We start from the raw sequence: 19,694 nt of genomic DNA on the forward strand, positions 1-19,694 counted from the left end.
CCAAACATTGATACTTATCAAAGGCCTGAAACCGCACTTTAGATATAGTGATCATCGAAAGCTAACGCTTTCCTCCCTGGCTCACTTGGCTCCTGAAGAGTATGGGAGCGGCCCTTTCCCCGGAAAGGGCCTTTATTTTTTCTTTCTCTTCTTTTTATTAGGCGCAATTCAGGCATAATGCGCTCACCTCCAATGATCACTCGTCACCCTGCTATGGTTTCCCTGGTTAGATCCTGCCTAGTCGTTGCAATATGTTCTGGTATTGCGAACGTGTGTTTTGCTGCACCTTTTTCCATACAGATAGATGAAACACTGAAGCCATTGCAGTCCATAATTGCAGCGGAGCTACCACAATACTGTGAGTTGCAGCCTCAGTTTTTCATTGAGCAGCAGGATATCCCGCCTGAAAATCTGGCAGCGTCACTCCGTCTGAGCTGGCGTGCTGACGGCTATTATGAAGACGACACCTTACTAGCCACAGCACCATTAGCATTGTGGCGCCCGCAGTCTGCAACCAGTGTCACCCTTGCAGATCTTGATCCAACCTTACCGTTAGCCATAGCTGACCCACGTAAAGATGCCTACGGCCAGGCCAGTCAGAGCTATCTGGTCGAAAATCACACCTGGCCGTGGCCGGTGGAACTTATTAGCCTTCAGCCCAGCCAGCGTATATTTGACGTCCTGCGACAAAATGGAGCTTCACAAGGGTTCGTACCTGTTCCCTTGCTGATGGAAGCAGGAATTGATCGCAACCAATGGGCGGTGATGCCTCCATCAAAGCTCCGCCCTGTTGCGGTTATTGATCACTTCTATCTTGATGACCCAGAGCAAGAAGCCTGCTGGCTACACCTACTGGATAGTGCCGTGATAGTTAACGCTCTGGAGAAGCTAGGTTACGAACTCCCGCAATAACTATCACCCCTGCACACTCTTCAGCAATCTGACCAGCTATTTTCAATATTGAATCTGTAAATAGTTGGCAACATTGGTCTTTTTAGTTCCCGCAGATACTGTCTAACTCGTCGTGAAAAGAGAGCCTCTAATTCACGAAAGTAGCCTCTCCTACGTAGCAGATAGTTGACAAGAGTTTAACTTGATAACTTGCAGAGACTATGCTGCGGCCATGTGTAGCTGTAGACGCTCCCTGATATCGTCAGTAATGCGTACCGATTTCTTTTGAATCCAATCGTAGTAAACCATTGTCACTCGACCTCTAGCCCCCAGCGTTTCACCTTGCCAGGCCTCCTGCAGGACGACAAATGAAGAGTTGCCAATACGCTCAATCCAAGTCTTCACCTCTACTGGCTGATTGAAGAACAACTCACCAATAAAATCGACCTCAAGTCGCGCCAGAATCAGATTCCATTTTTTGGGGTCCATATCTGGCGTAAACAGCGGGAACAAATCATTCCTGGCTAACTCGAACCAGACAGGCAGGCGGGTGTTATTAATATGACCTAAAGCATCCGTATCGTAAAAGCCTGGTTCAATCATCTTGCTAAACATGATTACTACTCCACTGCCGTTATTTGTCTGGCAGCAGTTATCACAATTATTTACGTTTACGTCAACTGAACATCGCAAAACGCAGAATCACAGATCCATGCCCACTTTCTTACACTGCAATTTAAGATGAGAGGGGAGATTTTGTACGAACCAGTCACGCGCCTTCCCACCTGGTTTTGGCTTCCAGTACAAAGAAACTGGCACCGGCTCACGCTCTTTCACTACCGGAATTTGTACCAATGCGCCTTCTTCAATTAGCGGGTCAGCCATTTTAACCGGCAGAAAACCACTACCCATCCCTTGCTTCAAGGCGGCAATCTTGGCGTTAAAGCTGGATACAGTGAGTGTTGGTTGACGGTCTAGCAAGCCAGTGGACAGCGGTGCACGATCACGCGAGGTGTCTGCAACGACGATCGCGCGATACTGTCTGATGTCTTCATCATCAGCTGGGCGTTGCAGCCTGGTAAGAGGATGATCCGGTGCCGCGACATAATGAAAGTTCACGTACCCTAATGTGATCTGATGCAGGCCACGAGCAAATTCAGGGTGCAGTGGCGCAACTAACAAGTCTGCACGATCATTCAGCAACGCGTCCCATCCACCACCGAGCACATCCTCTTGCAATCTGATGTCGGTATGCCCCTGCTCTTCCCTGTAGAAATGCCCCACCAATTCGAGAATTGGAAAAACAGGCATTACAGAATCAACAGCCAGTGTCAGACGCGACTCCCATCCATTGGCCAACTGCCTGGCCTCCTCAACGATTCGCTCAGATGTCTGCAACAGCTGCCGCCCCTGCTCCAGTAAATACTGCCCGGCGGGAGTTAACTTGGCCTTATGCCCCTGCCGATCGAACAGCAGCATGTCCATATCCTGCTCCAGCTTCTGAATGGTGTAGGAAACGGCAGATGTCACTTTATTCAGATCATCTGCAGCTCCGGCAAAGCTTCCTCGCCTGTCAATGGCATCCAGTACACGTAAGGCTTCCAGACTGATCGGTAGTGACATAATGGATATTCCTGTTGTATCAATCGCAAGTACGGGTATCGCATCTAAAAAAACAGCGTCCAGGCGCCTCAATTAGATACTCAATATCAGACGATGGCTTGTTTTTTTCGCATTGGCACATTAACTCAAAGATACTTAGCTCCCAAGGAAAACGAATCCATGTCCAACCTCTCGCAGGATGCAATGCAGCAACTCTTCAGTGATGCCAGAACGCACAGCCACTGGCAGCCTCGCTCCATCGAAGACTCACTATTACAGGCTTTATATGAACAGGCTAAATGGGGACCAACCAGCATGAACTGCCAGCCCATGCGGCTGGTTTTTGTAAAGTCGCCGGAAGCCAAAGAAAAGCTCAAGCAAGCCCTGGCGCCTGGCAATGTCGATAAAACGATGAATGCCCCGGTAACCGTTATCGTTGCCACGGATATGACATTTTATGAAGGTATGCCCAGGCTGTTCCCTGCCAATGCAAATGCCAGAGATATGTTTGCCAACAATACGGCGTTAGCGGAAGCAACCGCCCTGCGTAACGCGACGCTACAAGGTGGCTACCTGATTTTGGCCGCCCGCGCACTCGGACTGGATTGCGGGCCAATGTCCGGTTTCAATGCCGATCTAGTGAATGATCTGTTTTTCGCAGGCACAGCCATCAAAGCAAACTTCCTTATTAATCTCGGTTATGGCCTCTCAGACAAAGTCTATCCTCGAGGACCACGCTACGACTTTGACGAGGTGTGCACTATTACCTGAGTCTTTATACTTGCTTGCCTACAGGCAGTCATTTCTCTGGCTGCCTGCATTGTACTGGGCTAAGTTAAATGAACTATAAAAACCTTATTCAACCAGCAACTCCTTGGCTTCAGGCTAAAAACACACGCACAGACAGGTGCATTACTCAGGTACAGGCAACGCTAGTTGCATTGGATGCGCCAGCCTGATACAAGACTGGCAGTTTTTTACCCTTAGGAAGTTCAAAGGATGGCAAAAGCGCCTCGTCTTTCCCCTTTACAGCCGGAACAGCTGTCCGTTCATCTAAGTAAGAGCGATCTACCATTTTCATCAACTGCTGACCTTGAGCCACTCAGCGGTATCCTGGGTCAGGAAAGGGCTGTAAGAGCATTGCAATTTGGTGTTGCCATGCGTCGCCCAGGCTACAACATCTTCGTCATGGGCGAGCCCGGTACTGGCCGAGCTTCATATGTACGCTCCTATTTGAAAAGTGAAGCCAAGCGTCAGAAGACGCCATCGGACTGGGTGTACGTCAATAACTTCAGTGACCAGCGTTCCCCCAATGCTATTGAGCTGCCAGCCGAGGCGGGCGCGGCCTTCAAAGACGACATCAACCAACTTATTGATAATCTGCTGCTCACTTTCCCGGCAGCCTTTGAAGACCCACGCTATCAGCAAAGCAAAAATGCCATCGAGCGTGAGTTCAATCAAAACTACGAAGAAGCCTTGGAGCGCGTAGAAAAGGCAGCCAGTCGCCAGGGCATTGCGCTATTCCGTGAAGCAGGTTCAGTGTCTTTTGCACCGATTGTCGAAGGCAAGCCCCTTGATGATGCAGACTTCACACAGCTCTCTGAAGAAGAGCGTGATCGCATAAATAGCCAGATCAGTGATCTGGAAAGCCAGTTACGTGATGAACTTATTGGCCTTCCCCTGTGGCGTCGTGAGACCAGCGAGAAACTGCGCACGCTGAATCAGAGCACTATTTCAGAGTCAATCGCCCCACTGCTGACTCCCCTCCAGGAGAAGTACGAAAGCAATCAGGAAGTATTGACCTACCTGCAGCAGGTAGCCAGCAACCTTCAGAAAATTGTCATTGAAGAACTGGTTGATCAGGACACCCGCGACGAACCCGCAAAACGAGAAGCACTATCGTCCCTGTACAGCCCCAATCTGGCGGTCTCCAGAAAGCAGACAGCTGGCACCCCCGTGGTGTACGAGCCTCACCCAACCTACAACAATCTATTTGGTCGCATTGAGTATCTGCATGACCAAGGCGCACTGGTGACCAATTACCAGCAAATCTGCGCGGGCGCATTACATGCAGCCAACGGCGGTTACCTGATCGTCGATGCCGATAAGGTTCTGTCAGACTATGTATGGGACGCCCTGAAGCGTGCACTGAAACGTCGTGAGCTGAAAATTGAGTCACCCTACGCAGAAATGGGTCTGGTCAGCACTACTACGCTTTCACCAGAGACTATTCCACTGGATGTCAAACTTGTCCTGATTGGCTCGCGCGACATTTACTACGCATTGCAGTCGCTGGACCCAGAGTTCAGTGAAATGTTCCGTGTACTGGTCGACTACGAAGACTACATTGAACGCACACCAGACAATCTGATGTCGTTCTGTCGTCTGATTCGTGATCGCTGCGACAAAGAGGGTTACCTCAGCCTGAGCGATGATGCCATTGCACGTCTCATCACCCACAGCGCGCGCCTGGCTGAGCATCAGCACCATATGACTGCCTCCATTGGCGAGCTGTTCGAACTGCTGGCAGAGGCCGACTATCTGGCAAGACTGGGGTCTGCCGAGCAGATTACCGGTGAACATATCCAACGTGCGCTGAAAGCCAAACAAGAGCGTACTGGGCGTGTGAGCGAAGAAGTCAACAAGCAGATTCTGGACGGCACTGTTTTGCTCGAAACCAGCGGCAAAGCTGTCGGCAAAATCAATGGCCTCACTGTCATGTCGATTGGTGATGCCCAGTTCGGTGCCCCAGCACGCATCAGCGTTACCGCCTATCCGGGTTCCAAAGGGATTGTCGACATCGAGCGCGAAGTTGACCTGGGCCAGTCAATTCATTCCAAGGGAGTGATGATTCTGTCGGGCTATCTGGGCAACATGTACGCTCAAGAGACCCCGATGACGCTGTGCGCCCATATTGCCATGGAGCAAAGCTATGGTTACATCGATGGTGACAGCGCCTCTCTGGCAGAACTGTGCTGTCTGATCTCGGCTTTGATCAAAGCCCCCCTGAAGCAGTCTCTGGCCATCACAGGCTCAGTCAATCAGCATGGTGAAGTGCAACCGATTGGCGGAGTCAATGAGAAAATCGAGGGCTTCTTCCGCGTATGCCAGGCACGTGGTTTAACTGGTGAACAGGGTGTTGTCATTCCGAAAAGTAATGTACAGAACCTGGTGCTGGAAGATGATGTTGTTGACGCAGTACGTCAGGGCAAGTTCTCTATTTATGCCGTATCAACAGTAGATGAAGCCTTGGAACTATTCACTGGCCAGACGGCCGGTGTTATACGCAAAGATGGCACCTTTCCCAAACGCAGCCTGAATGCCAGAGTTATTGATCGCCTTGAAGAGCTGGCCAGAATCAGCTTGGAATTTGGCGACGGAGACGAAGAGTAACAGTCCACAACTCAGGCTATGGCCAGATTGCGCAATGCAATCTGGCCATACACATCCTGATTAACACCTCTGCCCTTCACTACTGCCTAGCAAAGGCATTTCCATGCCTCTCCTCTTACCCACCTCACAAGTAGACAGTGTTGGCTCAGGATACCTGACAGTACAATTCAGAGCACTTTGTATATAAATTGAAAATCTAATTGTAAAATACTGTTCCGTGATTACACTACGTAGCAATAGCAATACCCATGGAAGGCAACGTCGTGCATAACAGTCCTAAAAGTCAGACTAACTACATCTCTTATTTATCATCGCTCACTTATTTACTTCATCGAGCACGAACCCATTATCCAGCGAGTCAGCCCCCTGACGTAACGAGTGACACAGCCCTAAATGCTCTGTCGCACATGACGATAAATACTGGTAAAGACCGCAAAATTGCCGACAGTGATGTTTCCATAGCACTTATGGGGAAGTGAGTCAGTGTCTACCACCGCGTTTTCTTTGTAGCAAAGATGTAATCTGTTGTAGCGATTTTTAGTCAGTAACTGCGTAGATATTGACTCGCTATCGTTGTAAAACGTTTGATGTGGCCCACGTAGCCTAAAACACGGATAAGTCCCGCTCAGCTATGGGCGACCGCTTATTACTTTTCTTCTGGATCTACTCAAAACAGGAATGTCTTATGAGTGGCTCTATTCCTCTGAACCTCCAGTTTGCCCTGATGCTCTTCAATGGCGTTGGTACGCTCTTGGTAGGCATTGCCGTTGTGGATCTGCTGACACCGCTAGACCTGGTTCCCGACGGTTGGCGATTCCCTTTCTACCAGTGGACGATGATTATTGTGGGTGTCTGCATGTGCATAACGGCAGGAATCATTCGCCTGAGAGCATTGATTCAGATAAATGCTGACAATCACAACAATGACTGAGATTGAGCACCAAGCGAACTATCGCTGATACCACTGACCATGCTGAAAGGCCAACTCCACTGGTTTGCCCAACATCACATTCATTCCTGTGATCAGCCCCAAAAAAGGCGGGATGTTATGCAGAGTCAACGTGCCTTGCCATGTTGGAACCTGCCGTAAGGCTGAAGCATCCTGAGGCAACATAGTCAGTTCTCCCTGCGCAGAGGGGGGCAGGCCAGCTTCCAGTTGCATCTCTGCGTTTTCCAGTATTAACACCATCGATTGCGTCATCAATTCTGACTGTACGTCCTGAAACGCAACACCAGCACCACTCGTCAACCCTATACTGTCCACCAGTTTCATCAACATGGGCGTGTGCATCGGCTGTAGGTAGGATCTGGACTCAAATGCTCCCTTCAAACCAAGAAGATCGATGCTTGGGCTGAATACATGAAGCTTATATCCCAGCCCTCCGTTTGACAGCTGCCCCTGCGACTCGGCCTGAAGCTGCTGTGCACCTAACATTCGGACCATCGCGTTATTGCGCTTACCTGTTACATCCAATGAGGCAATAACGGCATTGACCTGATGACTCAGTGAGTTTGGCACTCCTGAAACATCTGCAGTCCGGAAAAGCTGACTATGGATATTGATACCTTGTGCCTTGATCTGCATATCAGCACGAGACCAGTCGGCAGACGAGCTTACCCAGTTCAAACTGATGCTCGTCGTGTCCCAGGCCAATTCAGCAAGACTCTGCGCAACTTTAAGTGCTTCCAGACTGCTATGAAGATCCAGCTTTGGTAATTCAATTTTCAGATTGCCTGAAGACAAACCGATACTGCCGCTGAATGCCAATGGTGGCAGGCCGAGGTAAGAACTTAACAACGACTGTCTATTACCTGATACATCAAGCACGCCGTGGCTTTGCACATGAAGCGGCCACCAGTAGCTAGCTGACACGCTTAGCTGTACTGACAACGAGCCCGCCTGTTCAGACAGCGGCACGGATATGCCTATCTGGTCCCCCAGCCACCCCTGCTCCTGCCATTGCACTGAGCTGCCTGGTATCTGTTCACTCAGCACATTCAGCTGCTGCCTGACTACTCTGGCCGTCAGCAGGCAAGACAGCAGATAGCCCCCAGCCACTATCACCATAACCGAGGCGAAAACACCCTTCCTTAGTCGCATACATCAGTCTCTCACCTGACAAACCGACCGAGAGCTTACCTAATACATCGACACCAAACCATTGGTTGGTGGTGCAGAATATGTTGCGAAAAGGTGCTCCGTTGATTCACGCCTGCCCCACTTCTACTGCTGTTCCATTCATGCAACGGACTGACAATGCATCTCCATCTTGAGACTAATTAGCATCCTAACTAACATGCTTAGCAATCTAACAATTACTCAGCGAACAATAATCATGAAGCCAAGTATTGGGTTGTGTATTCATCAGCTGTCCCGCCTCTGGCGCAGTGTGCTGGATCAGGAGCTGGCCACCCTTGGTTTGACGCAAACCACGGGCGTAGCACTGGTTTACATTCACGCAGAGGGTGAAGGCATAGCCCAAACTGAGCTGGCCCGTATTCTGGCAGTCGAGCATCCCTCTCTGGTCAGAACGCTGGATCAGCTGGTCAAACTGGAACTGATAGAACGCCGTGCCTGCCAGGATGATCGCCGCAGCAAGCGCTTGTTTCTTACCGAGAAAGGAAAAGCACTGGTTGAGCCCGTCAACACCGTACGGGAGCGTTGCCAGTTGCAGGTCATGCAAGGTCTGTCAGAGGATCAGGCGACACAGTTCCAGCACACCCTCAATCTCCTTCAGTCCAACGCTCTGGCGCTGACCGAACGTAGTAAAAACCCGACATAACAGGCGTTACCTCCATGTCTCCAGAACATTTGTTTCACCGCTGGTTAAAGATTTCCATAGGCGTTTTCGTCATCCTGTTTGCCTATTTCCTGCTGGCAGATATTTACATGCCCGCCACTACCGAAAGCACTGTCCGACGCTACGTCGTGCAGGTAGCTCCGCGTGTTTCCGGACAGGTGACTCAGGTACTGGTACACAACAATCAGCACGTCGAAAAAGGTGACCTGCTGTTCCAGATTGACCCCTTGGATTACCAATTGAGCGTGCAACAGGCAGAGCTACATCTGCAGCAGGTGACGCAACAGGTTTCACAACTTCAGGCAGAACTCGATAGCGCTCAGGCCAGTCTGGACAAAGCCCGTATTAACTTTGCCAACGATCTGCGCGACGTACAGCGTTATCAGGCACTGGTGAACAAAGGCAGCATTCCAGTTAAGGATCGCGATGACGCCGTCTTCAAGCAGCGCGCAGCATCTGCTGAAGTTACCGCCAGCGAAGCCAAAGTAAAATCTATCGAAGCAGAACTTGGCATTGAAAATGGCGAAAGCATCCTGCTCAAACAGGCTAAAAATAGTCTGGCTACCGCCACGCTGGCACTTGAGCGTACTCAGGTAAAAGCAGAGAGTGCAGGCTTTATTACTGATCTGCAGCTGGAAGAAGGCGCCATGGCATCTGCTAATCAACCCGTAGTTGCACTGGTTTCCGACAGCTCGCCCTGGGTAACCGCAGACTTTCGTGAGAAGAGCCTGATAAAAGTCAGCAGTGGCACCCCGGCAAAAATTGTTTTTGATGCGTTGCCAGGCACCGTCTTTGATGCCGAAGTAAGTCATCGCGATTACGGTGTGGCCAGTGCTCAGGGCAGCCCCGATGGCAAGCTGGCCAGTGCAGAAACCAGTACCCGCTGGGTGAGAGATGCACAACGAGTCCGAGTCAATCTGGAGCTGAAAGAAGCCTTTCCAGCCAATCTGGTCGTCGGCTCACGCGCGACAGTGCAGCTGATACCTTCTGATAACGTCCTGTTCAGCTTTCTGGCCAACTCCCAGATCCGCCTGATCAGCTGGCTGCACTATATCTACTAGTACTGCTGAATCTTTGATGCCATCAACGAAGACACACCATGATCAACAGCCTTGACCACCTGAATAAGGTCCTCAGAATTGCCTTCGGTGCCAGCCTGGGGCTGATTATCTGCAAAGTGGCCGATCTCGATAGCTGGGGAGTGTTTTACACTATTGTGCCCATCCTGCTACTGGGCCTGGTGCCACGCATCAACCGCTTCGTGGCACTGCAGGCACTGGCCTCGCCACTTTTCGGCGAGGTAGTGCTGTTCGGGTACAACCTCTGTGATAACCATCCCTTTTTGGCTACCCCCCTCATTTTTATGGTGTTTCTATTCACCTTCTATTGCATGGCCAAAGGCCCGTTGTTCCTTTTTGGCGCCATGAGCACCATCAACAACAGCGTTTTTCTACACTTTGCCAGCTATCCGGATGCTGACTTCAGCGTCATGTCCTGGGCAAATGTGCTGTCGACAGTGGTAGGTTTGGTCATCTGTGCACTGGTGTTGTGGTGGTTTCCGGTGCATCAGGCACCTGCGGCACCGCCACGTATTGCCAAGCCAACTCATCAGGTAATTCATCAGACTCTGCTTGGTGCATCGGTGGCCACCACGTCGTTTGTGTTATTTCAGATTGCCGATCTGCGTGACTCGCTGTCAGCTCAGGCAACGTCAGTCCTTATACTGTTTCCGATGACACTGAGCGGCGTGCTGGACTCCGGCATGAAGCGTGCAAAAGGGGTTATGCTCGGCTCCAGCTATGCGATCGTCGCGCAGTTGCTGCTGTACACCTACTATCAGAATTTGACACTGTCAGTGCTGGTGTTCTTTATTGGCTTGCTGTTATTTGCACGGGTTCAGCATCTGGAAGGGCCAGGGTCAGGAGTGGCGTTTGGGGGAATGACGACACTTGGCATCATCTTTGGTCAATATCTGAAAGCAGATCAGGATCTGATTTATAGCGCGCTTTACCGTATCAGCTCGGTCACGGTTGCCGTGCTCCTCACCCTGACTGCTGTCTATTTCTTTCACGGTCTGCTTAACCGCTTCCAGACCACTCGTTACGTGGTCAACTAGCGGCGCGACTGGGCATCGCCAGCAACGCAGTGCCCAGTCGACGCACCACCAGCATGAACATGATCAGCAGTGGCAACGCGGCACCATCTGCCAGCAGCCGCGCCAGCAGCATATCCATCAAGGCCACCAGCTCATCCGTATCCTGTACCAGACGAAATGCCAGCCAGGACAGTGACTGAAAAAGCACCCAGCAACCCCACCACACCGGCAACAGCCAGCGACTGCCTGAGCAGGGTACGGCTTCGTTAAAAACCTCGCGCAATGCCAGATAAGGCTTCCACAAGTTGAGCACAGGAATGAAGTAAAACAGGACAGTGCTGCGTGCCGGTTGCTGCAGGCGCAGGCCATTCTGACGGCCAAAGCCATGACTGAGATAAAACCAGCGCAGAGAGAGAACAGAAGCAAAGCTGGTGACGAGAATGGAGACTGGCGCACCCAGGGTCTTGAGCGCAATCACCTTATCGACCAGAAGATACATACCATCGCCTTCAGCAACAGTGCCGTCTTCCAGGCCATGCAAAAACAGCAGCAGACAGAGATTGCAGCCGAAACTGAGCAGCGCCACCATACCACATAACCACAGCGAGCCGCGTAGCCATGTGGTCAGTGTTCGATACCGCTCACCTGCTCCATCCATGAGTGCATCCCCGGAGCGTTCTTCCTTGTCATCGAAGCCTATAGTCCAGGTGCTGTCTGTCACCTGATCCTGTTGAATGCTCATGCTTCCTCCTTGAATCTGCTCAGGCATCCTGCCTGTCGGGACGGAGAGTCGTCCGGAAATAATTAGCAATACATCGAACCAGTCTAGCGTCAGTGCCGGGAAAGCGCTATTCCAGATTAATACTTGTCAGAGAAAGTTCATCCAGCTCCTCATAGATATCACTGATCTGACTGATGCGGGCGCGCCCCTGCTCCAGACATTGATGCAGCAGTGCGTTAGCCAGCACATTGATCATGCTCATTGCCGCACTGTAGCTGTCAAAAGCGGAGACACTATCCAGAGGACACTCCAACCACCAGGTGGCATGTTCAGACAGCTTCATCGCCGTGGCATCAGAGATCATCAGTAGCGGGATTCCTCGCTTCTTCAGCAGGGGCATCAGCTTGTCATGCAGTTTGATACGGCGGCGAAAGGCAATGGCAATCACCAGGTCTTCCTTACCCAGCTCTGCCAGCTCCTCACTCAGTGACTGCCCGGGTTGCGGAGCAAGCCCCACACCACCGCGTACCTGTTGCAACTGCTGACGCAGGTGCAATGCCACCGGATAACTGTTGCGATAGCCCAGCACCAGAATACGTCTGGCATTCAGAGTGGCGCCGACAATCTGCTCGAACAGTTCAGGCGTCAGTTTTCGCATCCAGGCGAGCAGATTCTCTGTTTCGCGCTGATAGTGGCGCTCCAGCAACGTATTGCCGGCAACAATGGCCTCCATATCGGTCAGAGGTACACCAGACTGACGCAACTGGCGAGACTGCAGACGCACATCACGAAAATCCTTGTAACCCAGGCGTTTGAAGAAACGGCTGACTGTCGCTTTCGACACCTGACAGACCCGGGCCAGCTCCACCGAGTTATAGATAGCAAAATCATCGAGGTGATCGAGAATAAAATCCGCCACCTTTTGTTCCTGCTGGGTCAGTGCCTGATACTGCGCTTTCACCCGTTGATCAATCTGCTTCATACCTCTCCCATGACGTCAGTACTGGCGATGACAGGCAGATGCCCCGCCCTAGTGCCTGAAAGTCGTTTAAACGCACAGTCGTGGCGCAAAAAACTTACCATTCAGTCAACAAAACAAGAAAACGAAATGATCGTTTCAAAGCTCATGCCAGCATTCATGGCATATACAGCCCCATGGCACAGAACTTGAATATTTTGTATCAGCATCACCACGCTCACTTCGGCGCGCCAGTATCTGCACTTGAAGCAGAAGGACACTGGATGTGCTGGGCAAGTACGACATCAGCTCACTCTTTCAGCAACAAACCATGCTCAGGTAGCTGAAAGAAAAAGCCAGATGTCAGACAACCTGCTCAGACACATGCTCTGCAGCCAGTGCAGCCCCTAACCTGTGCAGATTCTACAAGGAGCAGACCATGTCGTCCTCTACCGATCTGATCTATCAGCTCGATGACCGCCCCCCCGCTGCAGCCGCCTTGCTGGCGGCCTTCCAGCATGTGCTAGCCAGCTTTATCGGCATTATCACGCCAACGCTGGTCGTCGGTGGTGTACTCGGTCTGGGAGCAGAAATCCCCTATCTGATCAGCATGGCGCTCTTTGTCTCAGGCGTAGCCACCTTTATTCAGGTCAAAGGGATTGGCCCGGTCGGCTCGGGCTTGCTCAGCATTCAAGGCACCAGCTTCTCCTTTGTCGGTGGTGTCATCGCCGCAGGCATGACCGTCAAAGCCCAGGGCGGTAGCAGCGAAGACATCCTCGCTACGGTCTTCGGTGTGTGCATGGTCGGCTCACTGATCGAGATGATCCTGAGCCAGTTTCTTGGCAAACTGCGCCGCATCATCACCCCAACGGTGACCGGAATTGTGGTATGCCTGATCGGTCTGAGTCTGATCAAAGTTGGTATTACCGACATCGCCGGTGGCTTTGGTGCCAAGGACTTCGGCAGCCCCGGTAATCTCGGTCTGGCAGCACTGGTTATTCTGCTGGTGCTGATCTTTCAACTTTCCCGCTACCCCATGTTGCGTCTGTCAGCCATCTTCATTGGTCTGGTTGCTGGCTGTCTGGTAGCGGCTGCCACAGGCAAGATGCATACACCATCGCTGGACGGCGTGGCGGTCATGGCCATTCCTGAACCATTCAAATACGGTTTCAGCTTCAGCTGGGAAGCCTTCCTGCCACTGGCATTTATCTTTGTCATTACCGCCATTGAAACCGTGGGCGATCTGACCGCAAGTTCGCGCGTTTCCCGTCAGCCATTCGCCGGGCCGCTGTATGAAAAGCGTATCAAGGGCGGCGTCCTTGGCGATGGCTTCAACTCGCTGCTGGCAGGCGTATTCAATACCTTCCCCAATACCACCTTCAGTCAGAATAACGGGGTGATTCAGCTGACAGGTGTGGCAAGTCGCCATGTGGGCTTTTTTGTCGCCGCGATCCTGACCCTGCTCGGCCTGTTCCCATGGATTGGCGCACTGCTGCAGACCATCCCCAAACCCGTACTGGGCGCAACAACCACACTGATGTTTGGCACCATCGCCGTCGCCGGTATCCGCATTCTGGCCAGCGAACAGTTCAACCGGAAAAAGGTCCTCACCGTCGCCATCTCCTTCGGACTTGGCCTTGGTGTTACGCTGGTGCCTGATCTGCTCAAAGGTCTGCCTGAACTGGCACAGAAAATATTCTCCTCATCCATTACTACCGGTGGTCTGACAGCCATTCTCTGCACCTTGCTGCTACCCGAGCTTGACCCTGTCACTGAAGCAGAGGAAGAGACCGCCATGAACAAGAAGGAAGCCTCAGCATGATGGAACCTCTCGGTGACTATCCACGCGACCTGATTGGCTACGGAGCCCAGCCTCCCCATGCCAACTGGCCGAGCAAGGCACGTATTGCCCTGCAGTTTGTACTCAACTACGAAGAAGGGGCGGAGAACTGCATTCTCCATGGGGATGCGGCCTCAGAAGCCTTTTTATCGGAAATGGTCGCCGCACAGCCCATCCCCTCCATGCGCCATATGAGTATGGAATCGATCTATGAATACGGCAGCCGGGCAGGCTTCTGGCGTCTGCATCGAATCTTTACCGAGCGTCAGTTACCGCTGACCGTCTATGGCGTCACCATGGCCATGCAGCGCCACCCGCAAGCGGTAGAAGCTATGCTCAAGGCAGGCTGGGAGGTTGCCAGCCATGGCTATCGCTGGATTAACTACCAGAACTACAGCATCGAAGCCGAACGCGAAGACATGGAAAAGGCCATTTACTGGCACGAGAAGCTGACCGGTCAACGTCCGCTGGGCTGGTACACCGGGCGCACCAGTCCGCAAACCCATGCACTGGTAGTAGAGAATGGCGGCTTTCTGTATGACGCCGACTCCTACGCCGACGATCTGCCTTACTGGTGTGACATCACCGGCAAACCTCAGCTGATCGTGCCCTATACCCTGGATACCAACGATATGCGCTTCGCGTCACCGCAAGGGTTCAACAGCGGCGATCAGTTCTTCACCTACCTCAAGGATGCCTTCGATGTACTGTACGCAGAAGGCGCTACCAGCCCGAAGATGCTGTCTGTCGGACTGCACTGCCGGCTGGTGGGTCGCCCCGCCCGGGCAGCTTCGCTGATTCGCTTCCTCGACTACGTTCAACAGCACAGTGATGTGTGGATCTGTACACGCGAACAAATTGCCCGCCACTGGCAGGAACATCACCCTTACCAGCCAGTAAAGTAGTGCATGCCAGAAATACGGCCTGATTCAAGCACACGGCCGTCCCCCTTCCAGACTGCCCTCGGTATGGAAGGGGTTTTCTGGCACTCCCCTTCATCATTCCTGTGCCTTTTCTTCTCCTCCAGTTCTATTCCCCTGAGGAATAGACCGCATCACTTTTTACCATTTTATTCCTCCACTGATGACGCCTAGACTGCGCCCATCACCTGAGGAGACCTACCATGTCCGCCTGGATTGGACTGACCCTGTTTGCCGCGCTGATGCAGGCTGCACGCACGGGAATGCAAAAGCAGTTATCTACCCGAACCTCCGCCATGACGACCACCCTGGCGCGCTATTTCTACACCCTGCCTCTGGCCTGGCTGTATTTGAGTGCAGTGCTGCATATCCGCTCTGTCGATTTCCCGCAGGTGCAGGCGACCTTTTTGACCTTCGCAGCCATGTCAGCGGTGGCGCAAATTCTTGCCACCGTCTTTATGGTCAAGCTGTTCCAGCAGCGCAATTTCGCCGTTGGCATCAGCTACGCCAAGTCAGAAGCCATCATGGTCGCCTTGCTGGGAGCTCTGTTCTTTGCCGAACCACTGACGTTACTGGGATGGTTGAGCGTTGGTGCGGGCGCCATCGGTATTTTACTGCTGAGCCCGCGCGGTGATGCGAGCGGAGGGATGGCCAGCCGGATTGCAGCGCTGCTGACTTCCAAGTCAGCGGCCTACGGTCTGGCAACGGGAGTGTGCTTTGCACTGTCATCATTGTGGTTACGACAGGCCAGCTTATCGCTGGAAACCGACAAGGTGGCCAGTGCGGCAATGACACTAGCCACCATGATCAGTATTCAATGTGTGCTGATCGTCAGCTATCAGGCCGCCAGAACACCGGCAGAGCTCAGACACATGTTCAGTCACTGGCCACTGGTACTGGGCGTAGGAATTACCAGTATGTGTGGCTCGATTGGCTGGTTTACCGCCATGACCCTGGAGAACCCCGCACTGGTGAAAACCCTGGGCCAGGTCGAGTTCTTCTTCACCCTGATCATCGCTTTACGCATCTTCAAGGAGAGCTTCAGCCTCAGGGAATATCTGGGGATGGCAGCCATCATTGTCAGTGTGATCGGCGTGCTGAACGTCTGATCAGCCTTCACACAGGTGAATAGGGTCAGTGACCTGCCCTATTCTCCTCAGCCGTCATGGTGTGCCGCATAAACAGTAACGCAGGAATCAGCAACAGCGTCAGCCCCATCACTGCCAGCGATCCGCTTAATGCCGTTTGCTGCACCAGACTGGCCAGTGCCGAAGAAATGGTCAGCTGAATACACCCCAGCAAAGCCGATGCCGTTCCCGCCTTTTCAGGAAACAGCTCCAGCGCCAGGCTCGATGCACAGCCCAGCCCCAGTGAAAAACCGAGGCAGATCATCGAGGCAGGCAGCATATAAGTCATCGCTCCCAGCTGCAGCCACAGCACCCCGGCGATCTCAGCCAGCCCGCCAGTCAGCATAATGCACAGCGCCAGTGTCACCATCTTCTTTCTGCCCAGTGTTGCCGTCAGCCGCGGAGCCAGTACAAAGCCGAGAATATTGATACAGGCATTGCCACCAAACCACAGGCTGAAGGCAATCTGCGACAGACCAAGGCCATCAATCAGCACAACCGGAGCGTAGGTAACATAAGTGATGATCAGCGTCATCGCCGCTGCACACACCAGCGCGTAATAAAGGAAGAAGCGGCTGAACAGTACACTGCGATATCGCTGCCACTGGTAAAGCCGGCCACTGCTGTCCGTGTGATCAGGGCGGGTTTCAGGGAAGCGCCACAACACCAGCATCCCGGTCGCCACGGCAAAAATACCCATAAAGAAAAAGTTGGAACGCCAGCCGTATTGCAACGCCAGCAAACCACCCAGCATCGGCGCCAGAGCAGGAACGATACACAGCACACCGTTCAGATAGCTGAAGATACGAGCGCCTTTTTCAGGATCAAACGTATCGCGGACCGCAGCCATGGTCACGATGGAAGTTGCACAGGCGCCAATACCCTGCAGCACACGGCCGGCATACAAGCCTTCAAGGCTCCCTGCCTGCGCTGCGATAAATGCCCCCAAACCGTAACAGATGATGCCTGCGATCAGCACGGGCCGGCGCCCGATACGATCCACCAGCGGCCCCAATACAATTTGCCCTAACCCCATGGTCAGCAGAAATAGCGTGATGGTTGCCTGCAAGGCACTACCGGGTGCGTTGAAATCGAGCATCATGGCGGGAATAGATGGCAGGAAGATATCAATGGCCATCGGGCCGAACATCACCAGCGCCATCAGAATAATCAGCAGCCACGGTGATCGGGGACGGGCTAAGGCAGAGGTTGTCACAACCAGCTCACTCTTTGCAGAAAATGGGAAAAAGCGCGCCAGTTTACCTAGCAACAGCGTCAGGTTAAATCGATTATTTCGACGAAGGCGGATGAGGTCAGGTAATGGGTTCGTCGCTGCGCCTCCACACAGCGGTATGGCGATAGCCCCGCTGTTATCGCAGCTAATTCGGAACCAGTGAAGAGACTCACAATGATGTTGCTCACGGAGCTGGTGGTCAGCTAGCTGCCTGTTATTACTGCCAAAAGCAGCCCGCCTGTTTACCGGCCTTCTTTATCTCAAGGGTAGTTGCAGTAAAGACACAGTATGCAGAAATGAGGTATAGCTAAAGTCTTCTAAATAAATTAATGTCAGGACGACATTAGATATCCAGAAACCCCTTGAACCGGTTAAATTTTCATTTAAATAAGAGATGGTGGTGAGATATCCACTTTTATTCAGCCTCCAGTTATATAAAAAAGAGTGATTAAATGAAGTTTAAACAACCCGTACACTTGAACATTCTCAGTAGACGTTCAATGAAAAAGCCTGAAGACTTTTTTCATCGATTACAATTACATGTAGACATACTTCAGGACTATAAAATAGAAAAGTGGGGGTGGTGGGAACCTTTTAGAAGGGATTTTATCAACACGACTAAAGAGGAGTTTATTCCTGATGATAGATACGGTGCAGCGGACAGCGTTCATTGGAAACGCAGTAGCAAACCAAAAACCTTTGGTAGCTTTCTTGTTGCCTGGAAAAGCGGCGTTGATTATCTGCTAGATACACACTCAGTAGAAACTTTTGAATGTGAGCTCAAGGATGTAAACCAGGAGCAACTAGTACAATATATGTGTAGATCAATGTTAGAGACAGATGGCGACATCGCCATTCTTGATACTGTATCTGCTCAATATAAAGAAGCGAAACGAGCTCATGACTTGTTTGAAGGTGCATTTATAGAGCTGGAACGAAAATCGCTAAATACTCATACACTACGCCATTGGCTACCTGACATATATTGGGGGACTGCCTTTGGCCCTGCATATGTTGAACTTTTTGGCATGGAAAATTTATTATCCTGCCCCGTATTCAGGGTTGAAAAGCTATCGGAGAGTGCAGTATATATTCAACTAACATCAGATATAAATGATGTAGTGATCAATCCAGAGAAAGTTATCAACTTAACAAGCATCGTTAAGAACCATCTTGGAGCTGATGCTTTTTTTGATCCTGAAAAGGCCTATAAACTCAGAGTAGGAATACATGAAGAAAAGGATTATCAACGCCCACCTCCTATAGGGACCGTATTTAAAGTTCCTGAATTCAATTTAATAGACGATGAATACATGAACGATAGCCATATATGGAAATAGAGTATTGATTTTCACTCTATAAGATAGTGTTACTTCTTATGATGTGGTACTTTTTGAGTACTGTTCGTAGTTCAGCATTAGCAATAATCGCAGACGAGCTGCGCAGAACAAGCGATCCTAGTAAAAATAATGCTGGCTTAACTATCGTTAATGCACTAAAAACCGGAAATATTGCAAAATTTGTTACCGCCGTAGATAAAAATGCACAGTCACTTGTTATGGTACCGATCAAATGACTATCAAATTAGAATGTAAATTTAACAAAAACAGAGACAGAGACAGAGATATAAATACCGCCGTACATGGTAACGGAGTCGAAATAATTACTATCCTTGGGTCTAACAAGGAGCAAGTAAATATGATGTCCGTAGATTACAGTAACGGAAAATCATATACAGTTGATCTATTGACATTACGCATTCAATTAGGGCAATTAGCCATATACGAAGCAAAAATAAACTCTGATATAAACAGAGCAAAAGAATTATATTACTTGTCCTCCTTGGCGATAATTAAAGCACTGGAGAACAGTACGGGTACATTTGTACTGGGAGGGACAGCATCTCTTCCAGAGTTCGCACTGCCATTGTGTTGTGATGCTACGACGTTATATCCGCTATTTGCTCGACTTACCGAAGAAAAAAGCTCAGCAGTAGCAGAGCAAGGAAGCTGGGCAAGTATTATGCGTTGCTACCAGGCAGCTCTTATCAGGGACTGGGCGGAGATTGAAAGAATGATTGCAATTCTTCAGAAAAAATTCGCCAAGTTAAAA

The 19,694-nt window shown here is 51.2% G+C and carries 19 protein-coding genes; 13 read left to right on the forward strand and 6 right to left on the reverse strand.

The features are described from left to right. The first annotated feature begins 270 nt into the window (after positions 1-270). Positions 271-912, forward strand: coding sequence for a hypothetical protein (locus WH50_RS07470; RefSeq protein WP_110186750.1), 642 nt, complete (start codon positions 271-273; stop codon positions 910-912). Between the two features lie 198 nt (positions 913-1,110). Here WH50_RS07470 and WH50_RS07475 read toward each other — a convergent pair whose 3' ends face one another. Together WH50_RS07475 and WH50_RS07480 are read right to left on the reverse strand one after the other, a co-directional pair. Further along, positions 1,111-1,506, reverse strand: a complete 396-nt coding sequence (locus WH50_RS07475; RefSeq protein WP_110186751.1) for an acyl-CoA thioesterase — start codon at positions 1,504-1,506, stop codon at positions 1,111-1,113. 87 nt (positions 1,507-1,593) lie between these two features. After that, positions 1,594-2,514, reverse strand: coding sequence for a LysR family transcriptional regulator (locus WH50_RS07480; protein ID WP_110186752.1), 921 nt, complete (start codon positions 2,512-2,514; stop codon positions 1,594-1,596). Positions 2,515-2,673: 159 nt separating this feature from the next. On the opposite strand from WH50_RS07480, the gene WH50_RS07485 reads away from it, so the two are divergent. The 3 genes from WH50_RS07485 to WH50_RS07495 all read left to right on the forward strand — a co-directional run bounded on the left by WH50_RS07485 (position 2,674) and on the right by WH50_RS07495 (position 6,817). Then, positions 2,674-3,264, forward strand: coding sequence for a malonic semialdehyde reductase (locus WH50_RS07485; RefSeq protein WP_110186753.1), 591 nt, complete (start codon positions 2,674-2,676; stop codon positions 3,262-3,264). A 228-nt stretch (positions 3,265-3,492) separates the two neighbouring features. Continuing rightward, positions 3,493-5,886 (forward strand): Lon protease family protein, encoded by a 2,394-nt coding sequence (locus WH50_RS07490; RefSeq protein ID WP_110186754.1) that lies wholly within the window; start codon positions 3,493-3,495, stop codon positions 5,884-5,886. Positions 5,887-6,571: 685 nt separating this feature from the next. Next, complete coding sequence (locus tag WH50_RS07495) at positions 6,572-6,817, forward strand: hypothetical protein (protein ID WP_110186755.1); 246 nt, start codon at positions 6,572-6,574, stop codon at positions 6,815-6,817. An 18-nt stretch (positions 6,818-6,835) separates the two neighbouring features. Here the strand turns inward: WH50_RS07495 and WH50_RS07500 are convergent, their stop codons facing one another. After that, positions 6,836-7,882 (reverse strand): hypothetical protein, encoded by a 1,047-nt coding sequence (locus tag WH50_RS07500; RefSeq protein ID WP_133251271.1) that lies wholly within the window; start codon positions 7,880-7,882, stop codon positions 6,836-6,838. A 340-nt stretch (positions 7,883-8,222) separates the two neighbouring features. Here WH50_RS07500 and slyA point away from each other — a divergent pair, with 340 nt between their 5' ends. From slyA to WH50_RS07515, 3 genes are read left to right on the forward strand one after another with little or no spacing between them, the layout of a single operon-like run. Continuing rightward, positions 8,223-8,669 (forward strand): transcriptional regulator SlyA, encoded by a 447-nt coding sequence (gene slyA, locus WH50_RS07505; protein WP_165838345.1) that lies wholly within the window; start codon positions 8,223-8,225, stop codon positions 8,667-8,669. Between the two features lie 14 nt (positions 8,670-8,683). Next, a complete protein-coding gene (locus WH50_RS07510) occupies positions 8,684-9,748 on the forward strand; it encodes an HlyD family secretion protein (RefSeq protein ID WP_110186758.1) in 1,065 nt (354 codons plus the stop codon). A gap of 38 nt (positions 9,749-9,786) precedes the next feature. After that, positions 9,787-10,803, forward strand: a complete 1,017-nt coding sequence (locus WH50_RS07515; protein WP_110186759.1) for a DUF2955 domain-containing protein — start codon at positions 9,787-9,789, stop codon at positions 10,801-10,803. On the opposite strand, the gene WH50_RS07520 is transcribed toward WH50_RS07515, so the two are convergent. Continuing rightward, entirely contained in the window at positions 10,796-11,524 is a 729-nt protein-coding gene (locus WH50_RS07520; protein ID WP_165838346.1) for a DUF4328 domain-containing protein, read from the reverse strand. The genes WH50_RS07515 and WH50_RS07520 overlap by 8 nt on opposite strands. A gap of 106 nt (positions 11,525-11,630) precedes the next feature. After that, positions 11,631-12,485, reverse strand: coding sequence for a MurR/RpiR family transcriptional regulator (locus WH50_RS07525; RefSeq protein WP_110186761.1), 855 nt, complete (start codon positions 12,483-12,485; stop codon positions 11,631-11,633). Between the two features lie 415 nt (positions 12,486-12,900). Here WH50_RS07525 and WH50_RS07530 point away from each other — a divergent pair, with 415 nt between their 5' ends. From WH50_RS07530 to WH50_RS07540, 3 genes are all read left to right on the forward strand, one after another. Next, on the forward strand, positions 12,901-14,283 hold the full coding sequence (locus WH50_RS07530; protein WP_110186762.1) for a uracil-xanthine permease family protein: 1,383 nt from the start codon (positions 12,901-12,903) through the stop codon (positions 14,281-14,283). Further along, positions 14,280-15,206, forward strand: coding sequence for an allantoinase PuuE (gene puuE / locus WH50_RS07535; RefSeq protein ID WP_243410024.1), 927 nt, complete (start codon positions 14,280-14,282; stop codon positions 15,204-15,206). The genes WH50_RS07530 and puuE overlap by 4 nt, the downstream gene beginning before the upstream one ends. 218 nt (positions 15,207-15,424) lie before the next feature. Further along, complete coding sequence (locus tag WH50_RS07540) at positions 15,425-16,330, forward strand: DMT family transporter (RefSeq protein WP_110186763.1); 906 nt, start codon at positions 15,425-15,427, stop codon at positions 16,328-16,330. 25 nt (positions 16,331-16,355) lie between these two features. On the opposite strand, the gene WH50_RS07545 is transcribed toward WH50_RS07540, so the two are convergent. Beyond that, positions 16,356-17,564 carry a multidrug effflux MFS transporter gene (locus tag WH50_RS07545; RefSeq protein ID WP_243410025.1) on the reverse strand — a complete coding sequence of 403 codons (1,209 nt, stop codon included), beginning with the start codon at positions 17,562-17,564 and terminating at the stop codon, positions 16,356-16,358. Positions 17,565-18,034: 470 nt separating this feature from the next. On the opposite strand from WH50_RS07545, the gene WH50_RS07550 reads away from it, so the two are divergent. The 3 genes from WH50_RS07550 to WH50_RS07555 all read left to right on the forward strand — a co-directional run. Then, positions 18,035-18,922, forward strand: a complete 888-nt coding sequence (locus tag WH50_RS07550) for a hypothetical protein (protein WP_133251272.1) — start codon at positions 18,035-18,037, stop codon at positions 18,920-18,922. A 53-nt stretch (positions 18,923-18,975) separates the two neighbouring features. Further along, on the forward strand, positions 18,976-19,158 hold the full coding sequence (locus WH50_RS26080) for a hypothetical protein (RefSeq protein ID WP_133251273.1): 183 nt from the start codon (positions 18,976-18,978) through the stop codon (positions 19,156-19,158). After that, positions 19,155-19,694: hypothetical protein (locus WH50_RS07555; protein ID WP_133251274.1), on the forward strand; the 540-nt coding region annotated here is incomplete at its 3' end. The genes WH50_RS26080 and WH50_RS07555, both read left to right, overlap by 4 nt.

It is taken from the genome of Pokkaliibacter plantistimulans (assembly GCF_003194385.1).
Classification (GTDB): Bacteria; Pseudomonadota; Gammaproteobacteria; order Pseudomonadales; family Balneatricaceae; genus Pokkaliibacter; species Pokkaliibacter plantistimulans.